Below are 24,028 nucleotides of genomic sequence, written 5' to 3'. Positions count from 1 at the left end.
CACTATTTCGATTCGAAAACGGTATCCCGGCGTCGGGAGACGTCTGGCACATGGACCCGCGTATCCGCGAACACGCTGAGATCATCGCGAATCACTCGGTCGATCTGCAGGAAGGAGACAACGTCGTCGTCGACGCCCACCCCGTCGCTGAGGACCTGGTCGTCGCCCTCCACGACGTGATCGGCGACGCCGGCGCGAACCCGGTGACGGTCAGCCAGCGAACGGGAGCCCGTCAGCGACGCGCCTTTTTGCGGGCCGGCGATGATGAGTACGACACGCCCGAGCACGAACTCGCGCTCATCCAGAATACGGACGTCTACATCGCGATCCGGGCGAGCGACAACGTCACCCAGACCGCGGACGTCGATCCCGAGACCAGCGCGGCCTACCAGCAGGCCCACCGGCCCATTCTCGAGGAACGGCTCTCGACGCGCTGGTGTCTCACGCAGTACCCCGCGCCGGCGAACGCCCAGCTCGCGGAAATGTCGACGGAGGGCTACGAGGGCTTCGTCTGGGACGCTGTCAACAAGGACTGGGACGAGCAGCGCGAGCACCAGGCGAACATGGTCGAGATCATGGATCCCGCCTCGGAGATTCGCATCAAGAGCGGCGAGACGACCGACGTCACGATGTCGATCGACGGCAACCCGACGCTCAACGACTACGGCGAGCACAACCTCCCCGGCGGCGAGGTCTTCACCGCTCCCCAGCCCGACAGCGTCGAGGGCGAGGTGCTGTTCGACATGCCGCTCTATCATCAGGGCCGGGAGATTACGGACGTCTACCTCGAGTTCGAGGGCGGCGAAGTGGTCGACCACTCGGCGGCGAAAAACGAGGCGGTCCTGACCGAGGTACTCAACACCGACGACGGCGCGCGTCGACTGGGCGAACTCGGCATCGGCATGAACCGCGACATCGACCGGTTCACCTACAACATGCTGTTCGACGAGAAGATGGGCGATACGGTCCACATGGCCGTCGGCCGGGCCTACGACGACACCGTCGGCGAGGACAACGAAGCCAACGACTCCGCGGTCCACGTAGACATGATCGTCGATATGAGCGAAGACTCGATCATCGAGGTCGACGGGGAAGTGGTACAGGAAGACGGGACGTTCGTGTTCGAGGAATAGGTCCGCGAGCGACCGACGGGAGCGAGCGGCTTTTTCATCGAAGTTTTTGCGTGAGTGGTACGAACGAAGTGAGCTACCCGAGCGGAAAAAGTTCAGACAGGGACGTTCCGGTTTGAGGACGGGTTCGAAGCGTAGACCGCGACGGCCATTCGAGTCAAATCCACAACGTACCCGACAATTGACGGACAGTAAGCGGGTTTATATTTCGGGCCCCGCTATCGGCGAGTATGACAGTCCTCGTCGCCTACGACGGCTCGGAACCGGCACAGAAGGCAGTACGACGCGCGTTCGAGGAGTACCCCGACGAGGAGGTCGTCCTCTTTCGCGTCGTCGAGGTCGCGGACAGCTACACGGAGGCAACGATCAAGGCCGTTCACGACTTGCTTCGCGAGCGACGGGAGACGACCGTCGAGAAACTGGAGGAGGAGCTTCCGGAGTTCGTCGACGACGCCGACGTCGACTACCGAACGGAGGTCGCGACCGGCAACCCCGCTCGAGAGATCGTCAGCTACGCCGAGTCGAACGATATCGACCACATCATCATCGGCAACCACGGCCGATCCGGCGCGTCTCGAGCGCTGTTGGGCAGCGTGGCCGAGCAGGTCGTCCGCCGGGCCCCGATATCGGTGACGGTCGTTCGGTGATCGATACTAGTGGGTCTCGTGAGCGCAGCTACGAAGTGTCGTCTGCATCCTCGAGAACCACGACGTCACCGACCTGTCCTTCCGGCTGGTACTCACAGCGGTAGGTCGCCATCTCGGGGGTCGCTTCGAACGCGAGCATCTCGCGCTCGCCGACGACGTCGTTACCGTCGGTCGAGTAGCCGTCGACGACCTCGCGGTCACCGTCCCAGAACGCGATGTTGTGGTGGACGCCGTCCATGTTCTCCCAGGTGAGTTCGTACTCCCGGCCCATCTCGAGCACGAGCGTCGGGTTCTCGACGCGGTCGATGGCGGCCGGTTCGACGCCGACCCAGCCGCCGACGTGGCCGTCGAATCGGATCGCCTCGACGTCCCGCCAGGCGTCCGGATCGGTGTCACCCTCGACGGACTCGGCTTCGTCGACGACGGGTTCGGGTTCGTCATCTCCGCCATCGTCGCTCGAGTCCGTCCCCAGACAGCCGGCGATGGAGACAGTTGCAAGGGTCCCAGCCACTCCCGAGAGGAGCGTCCGCCGGTCCGTGCTGTAGGGAGCCATTATCGGTACTACGCGCGTGAACGGAATAAGTCGCAGTTCGCTCGAGGTGAACGGTCGTCGCGGGGAGACAGTTTGCTGCCGACGAATCCGCGGCGAGTTCAGTCGACCAGCGCCGCGACCATCCCGGAGACGAACTCGAGTTCGTCCTCGTTGACGCCGTGGCCCATCCCCTCGTAGAGGCGTTTGGTCACGTCGGCGTTCATGGCTTCGAGCACGTCGGCCGTCTCGTGAACTCGCTCCTCCGGGATGTGCGGGTCGACGTCGCTACAGCCGAGGAAGACGGGGGTCTCCTCGAGATCCGCGTCCGTGGTCGCGTAGTCGTCGAGGTCGACCGACTCGCCGATGAGTCCACCGCTCAGGGCCGCGAGCCCGCCGTACCGTCGGGGGTTGCGGGCGACGAACTCGCTGGCGAGGCAAGCCCCCTGTGAGAAGCCGACGAGCATGACGCGCTCTGCGGGGATGCCGGCGTCGTTCGCCCGCTCGATCGCCGCCGAGATGGCTCGTAGACCCGACGTTCGTCCGGGTTCGTTCCGCTCGACGGGGGCGAGAAACGAGTTCGGATACCAGGTGTTACGCGCGGCCTGGGGCGCGAGGAGTGCAACGCCGTCTCGGTGGACCTCTTCACCCATCTGGACGATGCTCCGCGCGGTCGCGCCGCGCCCGTGGGTGAGTACGATCGCGGCGGACGCGTCCTCGAGGGCCGTGCCGCCGGTGACGAGCGGCTGGTCCTGGTGCGGGCCGTCGACGTCGTACTCGGCGTCCATCAGAGACCACCGGTACCCGCGCTGGCGTCGGGGAGGTCGTGTTCGACGACCTCGAGGCCGAGCGCCTCGATCGCGCCGCGAAGGTGTTCGTCCTTGGCGTAGTCGGCACCGTCGTCTTCCCGGAGCTCCTGGGCTTTCGCCAGGATCTCGCCGCGGCGGTCGTTGGGAATCTCGTACTTGTCGGCCGAGAGTTCGATGACCAGCCCGTTGTTGTCCGTGGTGTAGATCGAGTGGAAGATGCCGCGGTCGAAGACGTTGTAGCGGTGGCCCGCGTCCTCGAGCGCCTGCATCGTCTCCTCGTACTCGTCGGGATCGACGCTGAAACAGAGGTGGTGGACGGCGCCGACGCCGCCGCGCTGGCCTTGCTGGTTCGACGGGCGATCGTCGCTAACGAAGAAGGTGAGGATGCGACCGTCGCCCGTGTCGAAGAACAGGTGCGTCTGGGAGGGGTCGTCGAGGTTTGGCTGGCGGAGAACGAGGGGCATCCCGAGGAGGTCGCGGTAGAACTCGACGGTGTCGGCCTCGTTGCTCCCCCAGATGGTGACGTGGTCGGTGCCCGTCATGTGGACGGGGCTGTCGGGTAGCTCGGGCGTGACTGGGTTCTGGGTCTCGTTGGACATGGTAAATACGTTCGCGGGGGTTATTCTGCGAGCTGTTCGCCGAAGACGCGCGCCGCGTCGGCGGGAACGTCGAAGTCGTGGTAGTGTTCGCTCTTGACGCTCGAGAGGATGTTGAGTGCTGCGGCGGCGCCGTCGCCAACCGCGATCGCCGCCTGCCACTCCTCCGGCCGAACCATCGCACCCGTCGCGTACAGTCCCGACACGCTCGTCTCCATCTCGACGCCGACGTCGACGACGTCCGCGTCGGTGAACTCGCAGCCGGCCTCCTCGGCGAGGTTGCGGTTGGCACCCGTCGCGAGGACGACGTAGTCGGCTTCGTAGTGGCCGTCGTCGGTTTCGACAGCGAAGCCGTCGTCCGTCTCGTTAACCGCAGTCACCGGTTCGTCCTGATGGCGGTCAGCGCCGAAGTCGTCGACCTGCTGGCGTGCGGTCGCCAGGAACTCACTGCCCCCGACCGAGCCAATGCCGAGATAGTTGAACAGGTGGGCCTTGTGCATCCACGTCTCGTCCGTGTCGAACACCGTGGTCTCGAGCCCGTTTTTCGCCGTGAAAAGCGCCGCGCTCAGGCCGGCGGCGCCGCCGCCGACGATGATTACCGACGCGTCAGTTCCGCTGTCGTCTCCAGTCGTCTCGTTGCTCATCTAGTTACACAATGTTACTGCACGGGTATGAACCCAGCAGAGACGTGAGAGCAACCACGTAACACTCGTGTTAGTGGAGTTTTCTCGAGCGACGCGATTCGCGCAGGACCCAGGTTGGTGGTGTGTATGGGTATCCTACCACACGCTACGTGGAAGAAGTGCGGTTTTACACCCGCGATTTATTCCCTGCGTGCGCAGGCTCAACCCCTTCACGTAGTAGCGGCCTACCGGGCTACTAGCAGGAGAGAATCACTGGACGGCACCGAACATGTCCGTCGCGTTTGGGTTCGGTGTTCGCCGTTCAGGAGACCGTGCTGGCCCGGTGACGGCTCGCTCGAGGGCCACAGCAACCCCAAACCCCCAACGGAGCCATCCATGAAAACCAGCCTCGAGGTGGAGTACTGGGTCATCGACGACGACGGCGACCTGGTTTCACCCGAATCACTGCTCGACGTTTCCGAACAGATCGACCCCGAGTTCGTCGAGCCGATGCTCGAGATCAAGACAACCCCGTGCCAGTCGATGGCCGAACTCCGCGCGGAGTTCCGCGGCCTCATCAGTACCACCGTCGACGCGGCACGCGAACAGGGCAAACGGCTCGTCCCGCTGTCAACCCCGCTACACGCCGGCCCGGAAGAGGTTCCCTACCGCGACAAACAGGGGACTGCCCTCCAGCGTCGGATCGTCGGCCCGGCGTTCGAGGACGCCCGCGTCTGTGCCGGCACGCACATCCACTTCGAACAGTCGAACGTCGTCGACCAGCTGAACACGCTGACGGCGCTCGACCCCGCGTTCGCGCTCGTCAACAGTTCCTCACACTATCGCGGCGAACGCCTCGTCGAGTGTGCCCGCCCGTTCCTCTACCGACGCTCGTGTTACGAGGCCTGTCCCGAACAGGGCCAGCTCTGGCCTTACGTCGACAGCGTGGAGGAGTGGGAGACCAACCTCGAGGACGCCTACGACTGCTTCCGCGAGCGCGCACTCGAGCGCGGCGTCGATCCGGCCGATTTCGACGACGAGTTCGACCCCTACGACGCGGTCTGGACGCCCGTTCGACTGCGCAAGGCGATGCCGACGGTCGAATGGCGCTCGCCCGACGCGGCGCTACCGAGTCAGATCCTCCACCTCGCCGAGGAGGTCCGCTCGATCGTCACGCACGCCGACGCCCGCGGGACCGTCGTCGGCGAGGACGACGCGGCAAACGCGGGCGGCGAAGTGCCACTTCCCGCCTTCGAGACGGTCCAGGAGATCACCGACAGCGCAATCTACGACGGTTTGAGTGACTCGAACGTCCGCAGCTACCTGCAGAATCTCGGATTCACGCCGTCGACGTACGACCCGCTCGCGAATCGACTCCCCGACTCGCGGCTCACGAAGCGCCAGGCGAAACGGCTGCGGCTCGAGGCGGCGAGGGGACTCGAGGCCGACCTCGCGACCCAGTCCGCTCGAGCCTGAATTCGTCTTTCATTTTGCAGGGAACGGAGCCGATTCGATCAGTACAGGAAAATACTGAATAGAGTCTTCTGTCTCAACCAACCCTCACCTACGATGGGTTACGACGGGACCGTTTGTGCGGCGACCATCCTCGTGTTCAGCCAATAGTCTGAGATGAGGTTTTATCTCGTCAAAACGGGGTCCTTGTGCTACGAGATTGTGATCTAAATCCCACCCGATGAATCCATACTCTGCCAATTTAGGAAGGTGAATATGGTGCATACTGACCGAATATTCGTCCACTTTTGCAATCGTTCGAGAACTGGATAGATATCTCTGAAGGAGGTTTTCGTCCGCTTCTGCAACCTCTCGGGAAATACCAGACGGTTCTGGGACGTGTTGGGGGCTGGAGAGTAGCTCTACTAGTAACTGTCGTCGGTGGCTGGCCGCCAGTGCGTCAAATACGTCATCATGATTGACCATTCCATATCCCTCGGCTTTAGCTATGGCTCCTCATGCCGTTAAATACGCATCATTTTCACAGTCCACTGCTATTTTGATTAACTGGGTGACTAAGCCTGCCCCGTTCAGTTCACCGAGCGAGTAATCGAGAACCGACCGTCAGTGCAGCCGATCGAGGCACCGGTGGCCGGTCCGAAGGTCGGTTGGGACTTTGTCGCCGAACGCACACCGCGTGCGCTCCGTCTTGCAGGGGTTGCCCATCGCAACCTCAATCACCGGCGAGCCACCCTCGAATATCGCCGTGCTCGCCGTCGTCAACTGCCCGAACGCGTGCGGTTCGTCCGTCTCGAGCTCCGGATGGCGACAGATCGAGTCGTCGCCGGGGCCGTTCGCGTGATCCTGCGCGAAGTTCCACAGGTCGTCACGGTCGAGTCGGTCCGCGCCCTCGAGCAACTCGAGCGACCGTTCGCGTCGCTCCGTCGAACTCTCCGTCTGCGTCGACTCGCCGTTCACGAAGTGGTTCGTTCTGGTCACGACGGGATCGTCGTCGACGACGATTCGCTCGGCCACCGGGTCGACCTCGAGCAGGGAGGTGTCGGTCGCGTCCACGAGAAACAGCGTCTGGCCGCAGAGATGACGCGTCGGGTGGGACTCGAGCAGTTCTCGAGCCTCGTCGACGGTGGCACACTCCTCGAGAATCATCCGGATGACGGTCCCGTTTCGGAGTTGGTCTTCCGGATCGACGTCGTCGCGTTTGCTGTCGATGAACGTGTTGGCCGCGACCAGGCCCTGATCGTTGACGCCTTTGAAGGTCGAAATCGTCCCGCAGGTATCGACCGTCAGGAAGCCGTAGTAGTCGTCGATCGGCGGCTGTTCGATGATCGACTTCGGACGGGTTCCGCGGCCCGCGATATCTCGGTTTTTGAGCACGAGCGGCCCGGCATCGCTGGCGCACGGGTCGGCGGTCGTCTCGGCGCTATCGGTGTCGAAGCCGCCGTCGGACTCGACTTTCGGCGGCGCGGCGAGCGCGTTCGTACACCCCTTCGGGTTCTTCTCGGAGCGGCCTGATCCGTCGGCCAGTTCCTCGCAGAGTTCCGAATAGGCGAAGACGTAGACATCGTAGACCTCGGGATCGACGTCGAACGTCTCGGCCATCGCCTCGTAGGCGCGCAGGTGGCGCTCGGGGAGACTCTCGCGGCTCCGTCGGGCGTACTCGAGCAGCGGCTCTAAGTTACCCCCCTGCTCGTCGACGATCGACTCGAGTTCGTCGATCGCCCACTCGACGGCCTCGCGTTCGGTGTCGCCGCGGCGGCGTGCCTGCTCGGGAAAACTAGTAGACCCGGCGACAAGATCGGTGTAGGCGGTCGTGTCGACGGCTGTATCGTCCATGGAGTGACGTTGGACTCGATGGGGTTGTATCGTCGGCCTGAAAAGGTATGCTGTGGAAGTTGACAACAGTCGACAGCTGACACTAGTGGAACACCTGTTCAGAAGTGGGCTATTGAGGCGCTGGCTGGTTCCGTGAGGTACCAAGTCGGTACAGTGCGATAACGACTGATTGGGCGAGCAAAATAAGAAGGATATGGATGACGAACACCGCCATAATGCTGAGGACGAATACGCTTACGGCAACTACAAGCGGTGATCGTCGATTGTGAGCCGAAGCTTCACGGTAGACGAAGCGCGCGATAACTGCTTGGATAATTACGTAGATCGGAGCCCCGATTCCGATTGCAACCATACATTCAGATGATTTGTTGGAGCGTATGAATCTTTGTATGCTTGCGTTCAGCTGTGTTCAATATGGTCAACGGCCGAATACTAGTTTCGAAAGGGTGTACGCACGTCGGCAGCGGGGATGGTGATCGTCGCGTATCGCGATGATCGGTGATTTCCCCCCTATCCCCATTGTGATGCCGTCGACCGGCTCTGCCGACGTAGGCTACTAACGGTGTCAACGATCATTACGTTATCGGAGCGAACAGTGTAGGCGAGCGAGTGGCTCGAGTGGTCGACGTTCATTCGGCGACGAGACCAGCGTCTACGCCCGATTGAGTGATCACGTCCGTCTCGAAGAGACGGTCGTCTAATCGACAGCTATGAGATGGAGATTATGAGTGTCCCATCTTCACTCGAGAGTAGGCGCGGTCAAAAGGGACACGACACACAGTTCTCGGTAGCAGCATCTGCCGACGGGTTTATATCAAACGGTAATAATATCTATGCAGAATGGATATTCGAAGGCGGAGCCTGGTGGCGATGGTGGCAGGATGTGGAACGGCAGCGGTCGCCGGTTGTTTGGATGGGGAGAACTCGAGTGGTAATTCGGGAACAACGTCGGCTGGTAACGGGGACGACGGCTCGAACTGTCGGATGGAAACCCGAACTGATGTACAACAGGTGGCAGACGAAACCGAGTCGGTCAGCGCCGGAGCAGACTGGGTGTTTCACGGTGACCGCGAGGAGGGAGAGACGATCATCGTCGAAGCTCGAAAAGTGGGAGGGGAAGCGAGGCCGGCAGTAGAGATCGAAGACCCGGACGGCAATATCATCGCCGACAACGACCCGTCGGAGCGAATACGGAGAGAGATCGACGTGAGTCAGGACGGTCGCTACTACGTCAGGTTCCACAACGAAGCCCTGATCAATTCAGGGATGTGGGACGTATCGGTGGAGATCGAATTCGAATACGAGGAGGAGGTCTGTAACTGATCCGTCAGCGCTTCTAACAACGTTGAGTCCGATGGGGTTTGAGCTACGCCTGAAAGCCCGCGTTTCGCGCAGAAGCTCGTCTAATTCAACTCCCTCGTGCCGGTTCGCTCACTGCTACGCGACTCGTTGCACGGGCGCGATGGGATTTGAACCACGCCGTCGGCTCGCTTTGCTCACGGTTTCACCGCTCGCATCGCGGTTCTCACTTCGTTCCGAACCGCGCACCGCTCGCCGTCGTCTAGCTCAAATCCCACGTGCCGGTTCGCTCGTCACTTCGTTCCTCGCTGTACGGGCGCGATGGGATTTGAACCACAGCTGAGAACCTGACACAAAATTTCAGAACCACAACGTAATTCGCCGACTGCGTCGGCTCACCCACGACCGTTATCCGAAGCCGGTCTGGAACTGCTACCCGAGCGACAGGCTGCCGCTCGACTCATCGAGGACGTTCTTCTCGACGACGACCGGGAGTGACTCGATAGGACTAGGTTGTGTGAGCGATCGCAAACGTTCGTAGCCACGAGATATTAGAATAATACCTATATTTCTTATGCTACACACCCCATGCCGGAATTTTTATACTATCGGGGGCAACCACACGATATGAGCTCGGACCGATCGAAGACCGGCGATCCACATATCCCGGATTTCTACCTACCAGCGACAGCCCCGACAGCCAAACAGCTCGGTCGAATTGGGAAGACCCTCGCCTCGCTCTTTCGCCGCCGGGGCGGGATTCGAGCCGATCAGCGATCCGACCGAACGGATCGGTAACTGCCTGGGCCGATAAGCGGTACCAACGGCCAACAGTCCGTCTCAGACACTGTTTTCGGTACGTCGATCGGCAGCTCAAACGACGTTGTGAGTCACCATCGCGAGCGTCACTGCCGGGAACTGGCGTGATCGCGCTGGCCATCGCCTGCGGGCTGGCGATCGTCGCGCCCTGGGCATTTGCGACGGGGCGACACATGCTCGTGAGGACGAGTTTTCTGTTCGTGAGCTTCAGTCTATATTTCAGAGAAACACGAACGTAGTCACGGATCGTCAGCAAAACTGGAAACAACTGTAAAATATAATAAATTACTTGCAGTTGCCGGGCGAATACTCGTTCTGAGACCGAGGATGTACGAGACAATTCTCATTCCGACTGACGGGAGCACGCCGGCGCGGAAGGCTGTCGACCACGGCATCGAACTTGCTACCGCGTTCGATGCGACCGTCCACGCTCTCTACGTGATCGAGACCAAAGCCCACTACGTTTTCACAGCTGCGGGACACGACCCCGGGGAAATGGACGAGTACCGCACCTACGGCAAGGAGCTCGTCGAGCGCGTCGTCAACAAGGCCGTCGAGAACGGACTCGACGGCGAAGGTGCAGTCAGGACCGGTAGCGTCGCACAGGAGATCGTCAGCTACGCAGACGACAACGACATCGACGGTATCGTCATGGGTGCACAGGGACGGAGCGGGATCGACGACTATCTCGTCGGGAGTACGACCGAAAAAGTCGTTCGGACGGCGAACGTGCCGGTGACGACGACGCGTCACCGTGAAAACGAGCCGATCGAACGATAATCGAACACAGCGATCCGTTCCGTCGAACCGACACCCGCAAACCGGTTCGACGCGTCAGTACAGGCGTGGGACGTTACTAGTCGTCTTCGGCGGCCCCACCCCGTTTGCTCCCGGTATCTCGAATGTTCGTTACCACGCCAGAACCGGATTTTTTGACGACGACGTCTTGTTCGTCCTTGATCTCCTCGATCCACTCGGCGAACTCGTCGGATTCGAGCGTCCGATACTCCTTCGAGAGCCCCAGATAGAGGCTATAACACAGGAAAACGAGGACAAGCGCGAACGGGAGCCCGGCCGTGATCACCGCCGTCTGTAACGCACCGAGACCGCCACCGATCAGGAGCACGGATGCGACGATCCCTTCGGCCAGTGCCCAGGCGATCCGCTGTTTTCGGGGGGCGTCGTGTTTCCCGCCCGAGGACAGGTGCCCAAGGACCAGCGAACCTGAGTCAGACGACGTCACGAAGAACGTCGTTACCAGGATGATCGCCAGTGTGGAGAGGAGAATCGTAAACGGTAGCAAGGTAAACAGTTCGAACATAGCGACTTCCTCACCGGCGTCAAAGACCGTTTCCATAATGCCCTGCTCGGTGAACAGTTCGAAATGCAGTGCCGTGCCTCCGAAGACTGACATCCAGAAAAAAGAGAAGACTGCTGGGATAATCAGGACGCCGCCGATGAACTCACGGACCGTTCGACCACGGGAAATGCGGGCGATAAACAGACCGACAAACGGCGACCACGCGATCCACCAGCCCCAGTAGAAGATGGTCCAGTCGTTCATCCAGCCCGCGTACGGAGCGCTATCGAAGCTATCAGACCACAGTGCCAACTCAGGAAAGTTCGACAGATATGTTCCCAGTGCTTGGGGGAACAGTCCGAGGACGAACACTGTCGGCCCGACGAGCAGAACCGTAACCATGATTGCGAGCATCAAGCCGACGTTGAGAGTACTGAGTCGGCGAATGCCTTTGTCCAGTCCGGCGCCAACTGACACGAGTGCGATCGCCGTAATAACCGCGATGATACCGACTTGCATCCCCGTCCCCGTGGGGACTGCTGTCCCGACGACCTCGTTGCCCATAAACGAGAGCCCAGCCGAGATCTGGAGCGCGCCGAGCCCGAGCGATGTCGCGATCCCGAACAACGTCGCGAAGACGGTCAGGATGTCGATTACGTGGCCCGGCCAACCGTAGATCCGATCGCCCAGAATTGGCCAGAACACCGATCGGAACGTCAGCGGGAGCCCACGGTTGAACGAGAAAAAGGCGAGGCCGAGCCCGACCAGTCCGTAGATCGCCCACGGGTGAAATCCCCAGTGGAAGTAGGTGGTGGCCATGCCGACTTCAGCTCCAGCAGCCGTCTCGCCTTCAGCCCCGAACAACGGATCGGCGAAGTGAAACAGCGGTTCGCCGACGCTCCAGAACATGAGTCCGATCCCCATCCCTGCGCTAAACAGCATGGCGACCCATGAGAGATCGCTGAATTCTTTTTCCGCGCCGACACCGCCGATTCTAATCTTTCCGAACCTGCTGAGCGCAAAGAACAGTGCCACAATAATAAACAGGTTTACTGCGAGAATGTACAGCCAGCTAAAACTTCCGACGATACCGCCCTGTATCCAGCCAAAGGCCCCCTCTGCAGAGGCGAACGTCTCGCCGAAGGCGTTTGCCATCAGCTCACCCGGGTAGAACAATGTCACCAGAACAAACGCGATGATGACGCCGATCGAGATGAAAAAGACGTGAGGCTGGACATCCAGCCCGGCCACCTGTATGTTCGTATCGCCCGGTTCCACCTCAGTATCCGCCTCGAACCAGCCATCAGTCAACCGATCGCCCCCTGGCTTGCTGTCATCTACCATATCTACCACCTCCGTCGACCCGTTCAGTGAATCGTCGTCTGATCATGGTCAGTGGTGTACGAACGGCCAGCCGTTCAACGCCATCAGACCTGCGTCTGTGTGTCCAACATACCACACGGGACGGACCCGACGGAGTGGCTTTATTGTTTCCCCAGAACGAAAATTCGAGTTAGTTCATACTGGACGTAATTAAAGACTCTTCCGCTGGACTGTTCGTATTATTCGTAGTAACACAGTTACTGGAAGAGGAATCAGCCGATCCCGGTCGCTATCCGGTAGCCCGTATCCCGCGGATCGACTCACAGTGGGGACACACCGTCTTGTCACCGCGGATATCGCCGCCACAGCGGCAACAGTGGCGCTCGCGATGGGATTTGAACCACGCCGTCGGCTCGGTACGCTCACGGTTTCACCGCTCGCATCGCGGTTCTCACTTCGTTCCGAACCGCGCACCGCTCGCCGCCGTCTGGCTCAAATCTCGCTGTACGGGCGCGATGGGATTTGAACCACGGTCGCAGCAAGCTGCTCCCTGATTCAAACCCATCGCCATTCGTGCTTTCCTCCTCACGTCCGTTCGTTGGAAAATCACGGGCGCGATGGGATTTGAACCCACGACCGTCGGATTAGAAGTCCGACGCTCTTTCCGGACTGAGCTACGCGCCCTCAAGTACGAATCAACGACCAACTGCCATAAGCAGTGTGGATTTCTGCTCTCTCAGCCGTGAAATCGATACAGAGACGTGACGAACGGCAGCCGGTTGGCCAGCCAAATCGCGACCGGAAGCCCGATGATCGTCACCGCCAGAAACGCCGCGAGGTTGGCCCAGAAGAAGCTGAGCCACCAGCCGACGAAGACGAAGTAGAGCGCACGCACCACCAGCGAGTGCTGACCTCGAGCCAACTCGGGGTTCGTGAACGACCGCGGTTCGGCCAGCGTCAGCACCGTCGGCACGAGGTTAACCAGTTTGATTCCGATCGGTGCCAGCACGATAGTCACGTTCAGGAACCACGCAACGTTGACCACGATCGGCGTCGCCCACCAGCCGATGACCAGAAACCAGAGCGCCCGTACGAAGAGAGATCGCTGCGTCACGGTCGTGAGTGGGGCGGACGAGGGCATAACCGCACCGATCGTCGCTATCGATCCCCCGACGATCGAATCGTACATGCCGTCGTCGTCCGGTGCAATTGACCGCGGCTCGGCTACAACGCGAGCGTTCGCAGGAGACACGACTCTCGAGTGCGATGTTACGCTCGAAAAAGAGTGGGCGTCAGGCCAGACCGTCGAACAGCGTACTTACGCGTCTTCGTCGTCGTCTTCGTCACCTAAGTCGTCGTCCTCGTCGTCGAGGCCGTTTTCATCGTCTTCGTCGTCATCGAGTCCGTTCTCGTCATCCTCGTCGTCATCGAGGCCGTTTTCGTCATCCTCGTCGTCGTCGAGGCCGTTCTCGTCGTCTTCGTCGTCACCGAGCCCGTTTTCCTCTTCGTCATCCATCCCGTCGTCGAGTCCATCGTCCATCTCGTCGCCGTTTTCAGGGTCCGCTTCGTCGTCGTCCGCACAGCCAGCCACGGCGGCGACTATACCGACGCCGAGTGCCTGTGTGAATCGTCGTCTGTCGAGGGTTGGTGCGTTCATAGTGCGCATCTGAGCCGATGCCCGACTGCCAAATAATGGGGAGAGTCCGTTGGAGAGGATGGTCTCGGATTCAAACGGATTGGCGATTTTTACCGTCTCGACAGGAAACGGTTGCAGCTATCGCCGCTGTTTCGAGTCGTACAACAGACCGGTAGACGAACGCTACGCCGAGAGTAACCGAGCGACAATTCGCGACGGAACCGGCCACAACGACTCGGTGGCGCCGGCTCGAGGACTCGAGGCGCCACACCAAAACACGCGACGTTTCAGCGACTGCAACTGTGAAGATCGAATAGGGTGGAGCGGCGAGTGCTGCCGGGCGACGAACACAGCCCTTATGCGAGCCTCGCCTGTATCTCCCCTCGATGCACGTCATCGGAACGGTGGGACTCCCCGGAAGCGGGAAAGGCGAGGCCGCCACCGTCGCACGCGAGAACGGAATCCCGGTCGTGACGATGGGTGATGTCGTCCGCCAGGAGACCGCCGACCGCGGGCTCGACCCCGCGAAAGATCACGGCAAGGTCGCCCAGGCGCTGCGCGACGAGAACGGACCGGCGGCGATCGCAGAGCGCTCGCTGCCGATGATCGAGAACCGCCTCGAGAACCACGACACCGTCCTCGTCGACGGCATTCGCTCCGGAACCGAGGTCAACGTCTTCGCGGAGCGCTTCGAGAGCGCTTTCACGCTAGTCAGTATCGAAGCCCCCTTCGAGGTCAGAGCCGAGCGTATCGACGACCGCGGCCGCGACATCGGCGAGGACGAGGGCGGGGAGGGACTCGCCGCCCGCGACGAGCGCGAACGCGGCTTCGGGATGGACGACGCGATGGAACGAGCGGACATCGTCGTCGAGAACACGGCCACACTCGAGGCGTTTCACGACCGGATACAGTCGATCATCGAACGAGGGACGAGCGATTCCGAAGCGACTACGGGGAGCAACACGGAGGTTCACCAACCATGACCGATATCTACCGCGTCGACGTCGAGATCACGGCCCCCGTCTATGACACCGAAGTTACCAGCCGCGTCGCCGACGCCGTCGCGAACATCTTCCCGAACGCCGACCTCGAGGAAGCGTTCGGCGAAATCAGGGCCGAAGCACATGCGATGGACCACTTCTCGGAACTGCTCCACCGACAGGAGATTCTGGACACCGCCCGCGGCGAGTTCTTCGCGAACCGGGAGGGAGACACCTTCAGCTTCGCGCTCAAGAAACAGGCGGCCTTCGAGGACCGCGTCAACTTCTCGGTCGGCGAATCCGACGAACTCGGCGAGATTGCCGTTCGGGTCCGCGTCGAAGCGCCGACGCTCGAAGAGTACGTCGACCACATCGCGCCGCCGACGGAAGACGGGCGGCCGATTGAAGACTGAGCGCACACGTTCCGGCAGCCGAACCGATTTTTCCGCGGCTCGAGGATCTCACGACTCGAGTCACCGGCAGGGCCAGCAGTGAAAGTGAAGCAACACGTACGTCGACGAGATGCACGACACGATTCCCGTCTCCGAGATCATGGTCACCGACGTCGTCACCGCTCCGCCCGACGCGAGCGCGAGCCACGCTGCGACCCTGATGCGCGACGAACACGTCAGTTCGGTCATCGTCGTTCGCGACAGCTCGCCCGTCGGGATCGTCACCGAAGGCGACTTTGTGAGCCACCTCTGTGAGCGGGCGGACCTCGGTAGGGTCGACCTCGAGACCGTGATGGCGTCTCCATTGGAGACGATCGCACCCGACACCTCCATCGTCGACGCGGTGGCCGTCCTGCGCGGGAACGGACTCGAGCACCTGCCGGTCGTCGAACGTGGCCACGAAGCGGACGCGACCGACGGCGTCGGCGAATCCGGCACGCTCGTCGGCATCCTCACGACGACGGAGCTATCCTACTACGTCCCGCATCTGGCCCATCGAACGAGTGATCGCGAGCACCACCGCCCGCAACGACAGGTCCGGACCGACACTCTGTACGAGCGCGACGACTGGACGTTCGACTACCGCGGTGAGGACGAGTCGACCGTCTCCGTCGGCGACGTCGCCCGCTTCTCGAAGGCGATCTCTGACGACGATGTCGAGGCGTTCGCCGAGATCACCGGCGACACGAATCGCGTCCACCTCGACGAAGCCTACGCCGGCGAGACCCGGTTCGGCGAGCGGATCGTCCACGGAATCCTCGCGAACGGGCTGATCAGTGCGGCACTCGCCCGCCTGCCCGGACTGACGATCTATCTCTCCCAGGAAAGTAGCTTCCTCGCCCCGCTATCGATCGGCGAACAGGTGACGGCCACCTGTGAAATCGTCGACGATCTCGGCGACGACAAGTTTCGGATCGAGACAACGGTCTCCGACGGCGACGAGACGACAGTGCTCGAGGGCGATGCCGTCGTCCTCATCGACGAGCTGCCGCCGGATCCCGCACTCGAGGGCGACGCGGCAACTGCCGACTGACGAAGACGGAAGAGAGGTCGGTTACGCCGTACAGTCGTCGGCAGCCTCGAGCGACCGTTCCGCGTCCCGGTCGCGCTGGTTCGCGGTGAGAAGATCACCGGATCCCGCCGCAACCGCGGCCTCCTCGAACGCCTCGGCTGCCTCCGTCAAGTGACCGCTCTGACAGCGTGCCGTGTCGAAGTGATCGGCCAGTCTGTCCGGTGGATTTTTGTCCTCTTCGAACGTCTCACGTGCCGCTTCGAAAGCCGATTTTGCGTCACCGAACGCGGACTCGGCCCGCTCGTAGGCCTCGTCTTCGACGTGTTCGTGTCCGCGTTCGAGCGCCTCGTACCCCTCCACCATCGAATCGAAGCCGCCGACGAGCGTCACGAGCGACTCGAGGACGTCCCCGAGCGACTCGATACCGTCCTCGAGATCTACGGGATCGATCCGCGCCAGATCCTCGAATCGATCGCCGTCGAGGGCCTCGTAATCGCTGACGGCCCCAACGTGGCGTGCCTCGGCCGCCTCGAGTTCGTCCATCCATCGGTCGACGGTCGCGGACGCGTCCTCGAACTCACCGTCCTCGCCAGTGGCATCGAAGACGGCGTCGGCGTCCGACTCGAGTTCCTCGTCGGTGATCGTCTCGGTGACGACGACCAGCGCCTCAAGGATATCCGCGTACGTTCGGAGCGTCTCGATATCGGGCGCTCGATCGTCGTCCAGTTCGGCCGCGGCGGTCTCGAGGTGGGCTCGCGCGTCCGCGATCAGTCCGTTAGGCTCGTCGGCGTCGAACGCGACTTCGCCGTCGTCCATCCCGCCGTCCTCGATCTCGAGCGCGAGTGCGGCTTCGTTCAGGGTTCCAGCCGCTCGGCTGAGTTCGCGTTCGCCGGTTCGGTCCTCGGCGCTGGTGGTCGACTCGCTGCCGGAGAGTTCGCCGAGACAGCCGGCGAGCGGGGCCAGCGCTAGCGTTCCAACGCCCGCGCCGGCTCGAGTAAGATACTGTCGACGGTTCATTGATACGCAGAGATTCGTCTAGAGACCTATGAACGTAGTGGCAAGCGCGTCAATCGATAGAACGGGAATATCCACGGCGAAAAACGCGTGCTGCGGTCCGGAGAGCGTCGAAACGGTTATCCGAACGGCCCCATGCCGCCCATCCCGCCGCCACCGCCACCGCCGCCGCCCTGTTGCATCTGTTGCATCATCCGCTGCATCTCCTTTTCGGATCCCATACCCTGGAACTGCTTGATCGTCTTCTCCATCATCTTGTACTGCTGAAGCAGCTCTCGGACGTTCTCCTCCTCGGTGCCCGAGCCGCGAGCGATACGTTCGATCTGGCTCGCGCCGATGGCTTTGGGGTACTCCTTTTCGGCCTCGGTCATCGAGTCCATGATGACGCTGAAGGTGTGCATCCGCTCTTGAGTGACGTCCATCGCGTCGTCGGGGAGCTGATCCTTGATCCCGCCGCCGAAGCCGGGGATCATGTCCATCACCTGGTCGAGCGGCCCCATGTTGTTCATCGCCTCCATCTGCTTTTGCATGTCGTTCAGGGTAAACTGGCCCTGCAGCATGTCCTCGGGGTCCCAGTCGTCTTCCTCCATCTCGGTCTGCTCCATCGCGCGCTCGACGCGCTCGGCGAGCTGGCCGAGGTCACCCATGCCGAGCAGTCGGGAGATGAAGCCGTCGGGCTCGAAGCGCTCGATGTCCTGGACCTCCTCACCGGTCCCGAGGAAGGCGATCGAGGAGTCGGTCTGATCCACGGCGGTGAGGGCACCACCACCCTTCGCGGTACCATCCAGTTTCGTGATGACGACGCCATCGATGCCGATCGACTCGTCGAACTGCTGGGCCTGATCTTTCGCCCCTTGCCCGATCGCCGCGTCGAGCACGAGCAGGGAGGTGTCTGGTTCGACGACGCCCTCGATCTGTTCGATCTCGTCGATCAGGTCCTCCTCGAGCGCGTGACGGCCCGCCGTGTCCACGATGTGGACGTCGGCCTCGCTGGTCTCCTCGAGTCCTTTTCGGGCGATTTCGACGGGATCCTCGCTGTCGGGATTCCCGTAGTAGTCGACCTCGGCGCGGCCGGCCATCTCCTCGGCCTGTTCGTAGGCGCCGGGCCGGAACGTGTCCGTCTGGATCACGGCCGGACGGAGTCCCTTCGTCGAGAACCACCAGGCCATTTTCGCGGCGGAGGTCGTTTTACCGGACCCCTGGAGCCCCGCCAGCAGGATGGTCTGTTCCTCGAGGGGCAGTTCGGTCGATTCGCCGATCAGGTCGACCAGTTCCTCGTAGACGATGCGGAGGACGAAGTCCCGCGCCGGCGTGCCGGCGGGGGGCTCTTCCTCGAGCGACCGCTCTTTGATGTTGTCCGACAGCTCCATCACGAGCGAGACGTCGACGTCGGCCGAAAGCAAGGAGCGCTGAATCTCCTTGACGATCTCCTCGATGTCCTCCTCGCTGAGTCGTGACTTCCCGCGGAGTTTGTCTAAAGTTCCCCGCAGAGAACTGCCGAGATCGTCGAGTACCATTTGCTTCGTCTACGGGGCGACGGTGTTAAAGGCTTTTTCTACAGTTCACCAGTGTCCGCGGAGCGTAGGTATGTACACTGGCGCGCTGAGTCGCGGTGAGTACGAACGAACCGCGACTCAAAATCGCGAGGTCGTCGCGAACGCAGTGAGTGATGGCTCGGAAGGCGCGAAGCGTCTTCCGGTGGATGAACGAGCGAACGCAGTGAGCGAGTGTTGGCGCGGAACCACAGGTTCCGCGAACCATGCGAACGGGTGCTATGCACCCGTTCGCAGAAATCGGTTGGGGAGGGCGAGGCGCGAGCTGCGCGGGATCTCCGGTCCCGCGAACTGGTCGCGCGGTGAAACCGCGCGACACGAAGTGAGCGCCTCGAGGATGCGAACGGGGAACGAAGTGACCCGTGAGCAACGTGGATATCCTCGTTGCCAGCGTAGCAGGACGTTTCGTGTGTCCATCGTTGAGTTGTCGAGACGGTTTTCCAATACTCATCCATCGTTCGACAACAGAAAGTCGAGCAGCGTCGATGCGTATTTCAGCCGACCCGAACAACGAACGCGTATGAGTTCCGATGCAGACGCAGATCCCTCGGAGTACGAGGGGCTCGAGGACGCGGACGTCACCATGCGCGAGAACGAGCACGGACTTCACATCGCCGACGACGAGGTGACGGGGGTCTCGAGTCAGGGCCAGACGCCCGAGGCGGCGCTCGAGAACCTCGCGGAGGCGGTCAAATCGTACAGGGAGGCGACGGACGACGATCCGGGCGACGACTGGCTCTAAACGGGAACGAATCGGCCGTTACGGTGACACCGGCCAGAGCACGCGCCGGTTTTACGACCCCGTTCGTGGTGGGAAGGCTCCATGGACGAGTACGATATCGTCGTGGTCGGTGGCGGCTCCGGCAGCCAGGTCGCAACTGCGGCCGCCGAACGGGGACTCGAGGCCGCCGTGATCGAACGCGGCCCGCTCGGCGGGGCCTGCATCACACGGGGTTGTATCCCCTCGAAGGCGCTGATCCACCGGGCCGACGTGGTCGAGGAGGTTCGACGCGCGCCGGAGTTTGGAATCGCGGCCGAACTGGGCGACGTCGACTACGGCGAGATCACGTCCTCGATTCACGACACGGTCTACGAGAAGGCGGAGAACCAGGAGTCGAGCTTCGAGGAGAGCGAGAGCCTCACGCTCTACCGCGGCGAGGGTCGGTTCGTCGACGAGCGCACGCTCGAGGTCGAGCCGAACGACCGCGACGCTGACAACGTCGAGATCCGCGGCGAGACCGTCGTTCTCGCGGTCGGGGGTCGACCGATGATCCCGCCGATCGACAGCCTCGAGGACGTCGACTTCCTCACGAGCGACGACGCGCTCTTTCTCGACGACCAGCCCGATTCCCTCGCGATCGTCGGCGGCGGCTACATCGGAGCCGAACTGGGCTATTTCTTCGGCGCACTGGGAACCGACGTGACGATGATCGGGCGTAGCGAGACGCTCGTCCCGCGCGAGGACGACGACGTGAGCGAGGTCGTGACGAACTCGCTCGAGCGCTACTGCGACGTCTACGCCGGGTACGAGGCCGCGTCGGTCGAGGAGCGCGATACTGGTGTCGGAGTCACCGCCGAATCGAGCGACAACGAAGCCGGCGACGACGCGATCGACCTCGAGGCCGCTGCCCTCCTGCTCGCAACCGGGCGACGGCCGAACACGGATACGCTGAACCTCGGGGCTACGGGCGTCGAAACCGACGACGACGATTACGTCGAAGTGGACGACCGTCTCGAGACGACTTGCGACGACGTCTGGGCCCTCGGCGATATCGTCGGCGAGCAGCCGTTCAAACACGCGGCGGACTACGAGACGCGAATCGTTACGGCAAACGTACTCGACGACGCCGGGCGCGAGGTCGACTACCACGCAATGCCCCACGCCATTTTCACCAGCCCGCAGGTCGCGAGCGTGGGACGGACGGAGGAAGCACTCGAGGAGGCGGGCACGGAGTACGAGTCCGCAACAGTCCCCTTCGACGCCGCGCCGCTGGGGATGATCCTCGAGGCCGACGACGGGTTCGTGAAGGTACTCGCGAGCCCCGACGGTGAGATCCTGGGCTGCCATATCGTCGGTCCGCAGGCCTCGACGCTGATTCAGGAGGTCGTCGTCGCGATGGACAGCGGGTCGGGGACCGTCGACGACGTCGCCGACCCGGTGCACGTGCATCCGGCGCTCTCGGAAGCCGTGTACGCCGCGTTCGACGAGTTGTCCTCGAGTGCGTACTCGACGGCCCCAAACTGGTCGGACGTTGGCAGATAGTTTATACGGACGACGTACCTCAACTGTCTCCAATGGCCGACGGATCGGAGCGATCCAACTCACAGGACGGTGACGCAGCGTCGACAGTGTACGAACGCATCACCGATGCCGTCTTCGCGCTCGACGAAGAGTGGCAATTTACCTTTCTCAACGCGCAGGCCGAGCAGGTCCTCGAGCGATCCGAGACGGAACTGCTCGGAACGGCCATCTGGGGCGCGTTTCCCGACGCGGTCGACTCGATGTTCCAGCGAGAGTACGAGCGCGCGATGGCGGCACAGGAACCGGTCACGTTCCAGGAGTTCTCCGAATCGCTCGGGATCTGGCTCGAGATCCGCGCTTACCCCTCCGAGACGGGACTGACGGTCTACTTCCGGGATATCACGGAGCGGATTCTGCGGAAGGAGCGACTCCAGAAACGCGAGCAGGCGCTGCACGACGCCTACGAGGTCATCGCGGATCCCCAACGAGCGTTTCGCGACCAGATCGACGGTCTGCTGGCTGTCGTTCGCCGGACGATCGGGACGGAGTACGCGACGCTGTCGCGCGTTCACGAGGACGCCGACGAATACATCTTCGAGGCGGTCGACACGCCAACCGACGCCGACATCGAGGCGGGAGATACCGCTCCGCTGTCGCAGACGAGCTGCGAGCGCGCCGTCAGTAGCGAGGAGACGCTCGTGCTGCGGGACATCGAGACGGACACACCGGAGTTGGCCGATCGAGCGGCCACCGCCGAGTGGGGCATCTCCTGTTATCTCGGAACGCCAATCACCGTCGACGGCGAGGTGTACGGCACCTTCTGTTTCTATGATATGGAGGCCCGAAGCGAGGCGTTCACCGACTGGGAGGTGACGTTCGTCGAACTGCTCGGCAACTGGGTGAGCTACGAACTCGAGCGCGAACGCTATCAGCGGAAACTCGAGGCATCCAACGAACGACTCGAGCAGTTCGCCTACACCGCCTCCCACGACCTGCAAGAACCCCTGCGGATGGTCTCGAGCTATCTCGGGCTCATCGAACGACAGTACGGAGATGAGCTCGACGCGGACGGCGAGGAGTTCCTCGAGTACGCCGTCGACGGCGCCGAGCGAATGCGCGACATGATCGACGGCTTGCTCGCCTACTCGCGGATCGAAACCCGGGGCGATCCGTTCGAACCGGTCGATCTGAACGCCGTGCTCGCGGCCGTCCGCGACGATCTGCAGTTCAGGATCGAGGAAGCCGGCGCGGATCTCTCGGCGGCGTCGTTGCCGCGCGTTCATGGTGACGGCGAGCAGTTACGGCAGGTGTTTCAGAACCTCCTGACCAATGCCCTGACCTACAGCGGGGACGAGACGCCGCGGATTTACGTCGACGCCGAGCGGACGGGCGGCGAGTGGACCATCTCGGTCAGCGACGCGGGGATCGGAATCGACCCCGACGATCAGGAGCGGATCTTCGACGTCTTCGAGCGACTCCACAGCCACGAGGAACACGCCGGAACGGGGATCGGGCTCGCGCTCTGTGAACGGATCGTCGAGCGCCACGGCGGCGAGATCTGGGTCGACTCCGAGCCGGGAGACGGGACGACGTTTCTGTTTACGCTTCCCGCAGCAGAGACGGCAAACCGGTGAGAGCAGGCGTTTCGGTGTTCCGACTCGGGGCCCTCACGTCTCAAGAGGTCGTCAACGGTCCTCGCGTTTCGAGCGTGCGCTCCGCCAGTCTCGCGTTGTTTTACCGGTCGGCCTCGCTTCCCTCATCCTCGTCCTCGACGCTCCCGGGAAACGTCGTCAGCGAGCCCTGTCTCGAGGTCGCTTTCGCCGTACTCAGTCGACCGCGCCTCGCTCGACCTCGCCGTCGTTGGCCAGCCACTCCGTGAGACTGCCCTCGTAGAAGGCGACATCCTCGTAGCCCAGCGCCCGGAGGACGACGTAGGTGTGGCTGATCCGGCGTGCGGTGTTACAGTAGAGGACGATCTCGCGATCCGACGTGATGCCGTACTCGGCCAACAGGGCCTCGAGGTCGTCTCTCGGCTTCAGCCGCCGCGTCTCGTCGTCGACGACCTCGCGCCAGTCGAACCGGACCGCACCCGGCAGTCTGGCCTCCTCGAACTCGTCGACCTCACGCGTGTCGACGAAGACCGCGTCGCGCTCGAGGGCCGCCTCGACGGCCTCGAAACCGACTAACGGACTCTCCTCGCGCGAGAGCGGGTCGGGATCGTACGTCGTCGGCTCGATATCCGGCGCGTCGCTCGTCGTCTCGTGGTCGCGGTTCCAGGCGCTGTAGTCGCCGTCAAGCAGACGCACGTCGTCGTGGCCATACTCGAGCGCGGTCAGCACGAACCGCGCGGCGAACACGCCGTGGGTGTCGTCGTAGGCAACGATAGTATCGGCGGGAGCAATGCCGGCCTCGGAGAGCAGTTCGGCGAAGGCATCGGCGCCGGGCAGCGTCCCGCGGTCGACGTCCGTTTCGTCGCGATAGCTGTCGAAGGGGATACTGACGGCGCCGGGAACGTGTCCGATCCCGTCGTACTCCCACGGATCGCGAACGTCGACGACGCATACCTGCGGGTCCTCAAGATGCGCTGCGAGCCAGTCCGGGGTGACGACGACGGATTCGTCCATTGGCGGGGGGTTGTCGGGTCACCCCCGAGAACACACCGATCCCGGCACCACTCCCCTGGGTACCGAGCTCCCGGCAAGTATCTCCGCCGATTGGCGAGTTGTCGAGTCGCTGAACCTCGTCGTATGTCGGCCGA

At 62.4% G+C, this 24,028-nt stretch carries 23 protein-coding genes and 1 tRNA gene; 11 read left to right on the top strand and 13 right to left on the bottom strand.

Translation table 11 applies throughout. From position 1 onward, the window contains the following. Positions 1-50: 50 nt before the first annotated feature. Together NATTI_RS0109285 and NATTI_RS0109280 are read left to right on the top strand one after the other, a co-directional pair. Positions 51-1,133, top strand: a complete 1,083-nt coding sequence (locus tag NATTI_RS0109285) for an aminopeptidase (protein WP_006092493.1) — start codon at positions 51-53, stop codon at positions 1,131-1,133. A 227-nt stretch (positions 1,134-1,360) separates the two neighbouring features. After that, entirely contained in the window at positions 1,361-1,777 is a 417-nt protein-coding gene (locus tag NATTI_RS0109280; protein ID WP_006092495.1) for a universal stress protein, read from the top strand. Between the two features lie 28 nt (positions 1,778-1,805). Here NATTI_RS0109280 and NATTI_RS0109275 read toward each other — a convergent pair whose 3' ends face one another. The 4 genes from NATTI_RS0109275 to NATTI_RS0109260 all read right to left on the bottom strand — a co-directional run bounded on the left by NATTI_RS0109275 (position 1,806) and on the right by NATTI_RS0109260 (position 4,355). Beyond that, positions 1,806-2,330, bottom strand: a complete 525-nt coding sequence (locus tag NATTI_RS0109275; RefSeq protein ID WP_006092497.1) for a hypothetical protein — start codon at positions 2,328-2,330, stop codon at positions 1,806-1,808. A 98-nt stretch (positions 2,331-2,428) separates the two neighbouring features. Continuing rightward, positions 2,429-3,094 (bottom strand): alpha/beta hydrolase, encoded by a 666-nt coding sequence (locus NATTI_RS0109270; RefSeq protein ID WP_006092499.1) that lies wholly within the window; start codon positions 3,092-3,094, stop codon positions 2,429-2,431. After that, entirely contained in the window at positions 3,094-3,714 is a 621-nt protein-coding gene (locus NATTI_RS0109265) for a VOC family protein (protein WP_006092501.1), read from the bottom strand. Before NATTI_RS0109265 ends, NATTI_RS0109270 begins: the two co-directional genes overlap by 1 nt. Before the next feature lie 20 nt (positions 3,715-3,734). Further along, positions 3,735-4,355 carry an FAD-dependent oxidoreductase gene (locus tag NATTI_RS0109260; protein WP_006092503.1) on the bottom strand — a complete coding sequence of 207 codons (621 nt, stop codon included), beginning with the start codon at positions 4,353-4,355 and terminating at the stop codon, positions 3,735-3,737. Positions 4,356-4,730: 375 nt separating this feature from the next. Between NATTI_RS0109260 and NATTI_RS0109255 the strand changes: the two genes are divergently transcribed. Next, positions 4,731-5,810 (top strand): glutamate-cysteine ligase family protein, encoded by a 1,080-nt coding sequence (locus tag NATTI_RS0109255; RefSeq protein WP_006092505.1) that lies wholly within the window; start codon positions 4,731-4,733, stop codon positions 5,808-5,810. Positions 5,811-5,894: 84 nt separating this feature from the next. Here NATTI_RS0109255 and NATTI_RS27615 read toward each other — a convergent pair whose 3' ends face one another. Beyond that, positions 5,895-6,272: a DUF7344 domain-containing protein gene (locus tag NATTI_RS27615; protein WP_006092506.1), complete on the bottom strand. Its 378-nt coding sequence runs from the start codon at positions 6,270-6,272 to the stop codon at positions 5,895-5,897. 138 nt (positions 6,273-6,410) lie between these two features. Next, positions 6,411-7,640 carry a C45 family autoproteolytic acyltransferase/hydolase gene (locus NATTI_RS0109250; RefSeq protein WP_006092508.1) on the bottom strand — a complete coding sequence of 410 codons (1,230 nt, stop codon included), beginning with the start codon at positions 7,638-7,640 and terminating at the stop codon, positions 6,411-6,413. Positions 7,641-8,651: 1,011 nt separating this feature from the next. On the opposite strand from NATTI_RS0109250, the gene NATTI_RS0109245 reads away from it, so the two are divergent. Together NATTI_RS0109245 and NATTI_RS0109235 are read left to right on the top strand one after the other, a co-directional pair. Next, positions 8,652-8,963 carry a hypothetical protein gene (locus tag NATTI_RS0109245; RefSeq protein ID WP_241434417.1) on the top strand — a complete coding sequence of 104 codons (312 nt, stop codon included), beginning with the start codon at positions 8,652-8,654 and terminating at the stop codon, positions 8,961-8,963. A gap of 1,122 nt (positions 8,964-10,085) precedes the next feature. Further along, complete coding sequence (locus NATTI_RS0109235; protein ID WP_006092512.1) at positions 10,086-10,538, top strand: universal stress protein; 453 nt, start codon at positions 10,086-10,088, stop codon at positions 10,536-10,538. Between the two features lie 76 nt (positions 10,539-10,614). On the opposite strand, the gene NATTI_RS0109230 is transcribed toward NATTI_RS0109235, so the two are convergent. From NATTI_RS0109230 to NATTI_RS0109215, 4 genes are all read right to left on the bottom strand, one after another. Then, positions 10,615-12,402 (bottom strand): BCCT family transporter, encoded by a 1,788-nt coding sequence (locus NATTI_RS0109230; protein ID WP_006092514.1) that lies wholly within the window; start codon positions 12,400-12,402, stop codon positions 10,615-10,617. 588 nt (positions 12,403-12,990) lie between these two features. Then, a tRNA-Arg gene (locus tag NATTI_RS0109225) sits at positions 12,991-13,065 on the bottom strand. Between the two features lie 52 nt (positions 13,066-13,117). Then, on the bottom strand, positions 13,118-13,495 hold the full coding sequence (locus tag NATTI_RS0109220; RefSeq protein ID WP_027119105.1) for a YccF domain-containing protein: 378 nt from the start codon (positions 13,493-13,495) through the stop codon (positions 13,118-13,120). A 204-nt stretch (positions 13,496-13,699) separates the two neighbouring features. Beyond that, entirely contained in the window at positions 13,700-14,038 is a 339-nt protein-coding gene (locus NATTI_RS0109215) for a hypothetical protein (protein ID WP_006092518.1), read from the bottom strand. A gap of 365 nt (positions 14,039-14,403) precedes the next feature. On the opposite strand from NATTI_RS0109215, the gene NATTI_RS0109210 reads away from it, so the two are divergent. The 3 genes from NATTI_RS0109210 (at position 14,404) to NATTI_RS0109200 (ending at position 16,482) form a co-directional block, all read left to right on the top strand. Beyond that, entirely contained in the window at positions 14,404-15,000 is a 597-nt protein-coding gene (locus NATTI_RS0109210) for an AAA family ATPase (protein ID WP_006092519.1), read from the top strand. Further along, positions 14,997-15,410 (top strand): RNA-binding domain-containing protein, encoded by a 414-nt coding sequence (locus NATTI_RS0109205; protein WP_006092520.1) that lies wholly within the window; start codon positions 14,997-14,999, stop codon positions 15,408-15,410. Before NATTI_RS0109210 ends, NATTI_RS0109205 begins: the two co-directional genes overlap by 4 nt. A gap of 109 nt (positions 15,411-15,519) precedes the next feature. Beyond that, positions 15,520-16,482, top strand: coding sequence for a CBS domain-containing protein (locus tag NATTI_RS0109200; protein WP_006092521.1), 963 nt, complete (start codon positions 15,520-15,522; stop codon positions 16,480-16,482). Positions 16,483-16,503: 21 nt separating this feature from the next. On the opposite strand, the gene NATTI_RS0109195 is transcribed toward NATTI_RS0109200, so the two are convergent. Continuing rightward, complete coding sequence (locus NATTI_RS0109195) at positions 16,504-17,478, bottom strand: hypothetical protein (RefSeq protein WP_006092522.1); 975 nt, start codon at positions 17,476-17,478, stop codon at positions 16,504-16,506. Positions 17,479-17,594: 116 nt separating this feature from the next. Further along, complete coding sequence (locus NATTI_RS0109190) at positions 17,595-18,992, bottom strand: signal recognition particle protein Srp54 (protein ID WP_006092523.1); 1,398 nt, start codon at positions 18,990-18,992, stop codon at positions 17,595-17,597. A gap of 556 nt (positions 18,993-19,548) precedes the next feature. Here NATTI_RS0109190 and NATTI_RS0109185 point away from each other — a divergent pair. The 3 genes from NATTI_RS0109185 (at position 19,549) to NATTI_RS0109175 (ending at position 22,904) form a co-directional block, all read left to right on the top strand. Further along, complete coding sequence (locus NATTI_RS0109185; protein WP_006092524.1) at positions 19,549-19,770, top strand: type II toxin-antitoxin system HicB family antitoxin; 222 nt, start codon at positions 19,549-19,551, stop codon at positions 19,768-19,770. A gap of 81 nt (positions 19,771-19,851) precedes the next feature. Beyond that, positions 19,852-21,291, top strand: a complete 1,440-nt coding sequence (locus NATTI_RS0109180; protein ID WP_006092525.1) for a dihydrolipoyl dehydrogenase — start codon at positions 19,852-19,854, stop codon at positions 21,289-21,291. Between the two features lie 32 nt (positions 21,292-21,323). Further along, positions 21,324-22,904, top strand: a complete 1,581-nt coding sequence (locus NATTI_RS0109175) for a sensor histidine kinase (protein ID WP_006092526.1) — start codon at positions 21,324-21,326, stop codon at positions 22,902-22,904. A 192-nt stretch (positions 22,905-23,096) separates the two neighbouring features. On the opposite strand, the gene NATTI_RS0109170 is transcribed toward NATTI_RS0109175, so the two are convergent. Then, positions 23,097-23,894 (bottom strand): sulfurtransferase, encoded by a 798-nt coding sequence (locus tag NATTI_RS0109170; RefSeq protein ID WP_006092527.1) that lies wholly within the window; start codon positions 23,892-23,894, stop codon positions 23,097-23,099. Positions 23,895-24,028 lie beyond the last annotated feature (134 nt).

The sequence above is a fragment of the Natronorubrum tibetense GA33 genome, assembly GCF_000383975.1.
GTDB lineage: Archaea > Halobacteriota > Halobacteria > Halobacteriales > Natrialbaceae > Natronorubrum > Natronorubrum tibetense.
Note: the sequence above shows the minus strand (reverse complement) of the source record. Positions and strands in the feature narration are given on the sequence as shown.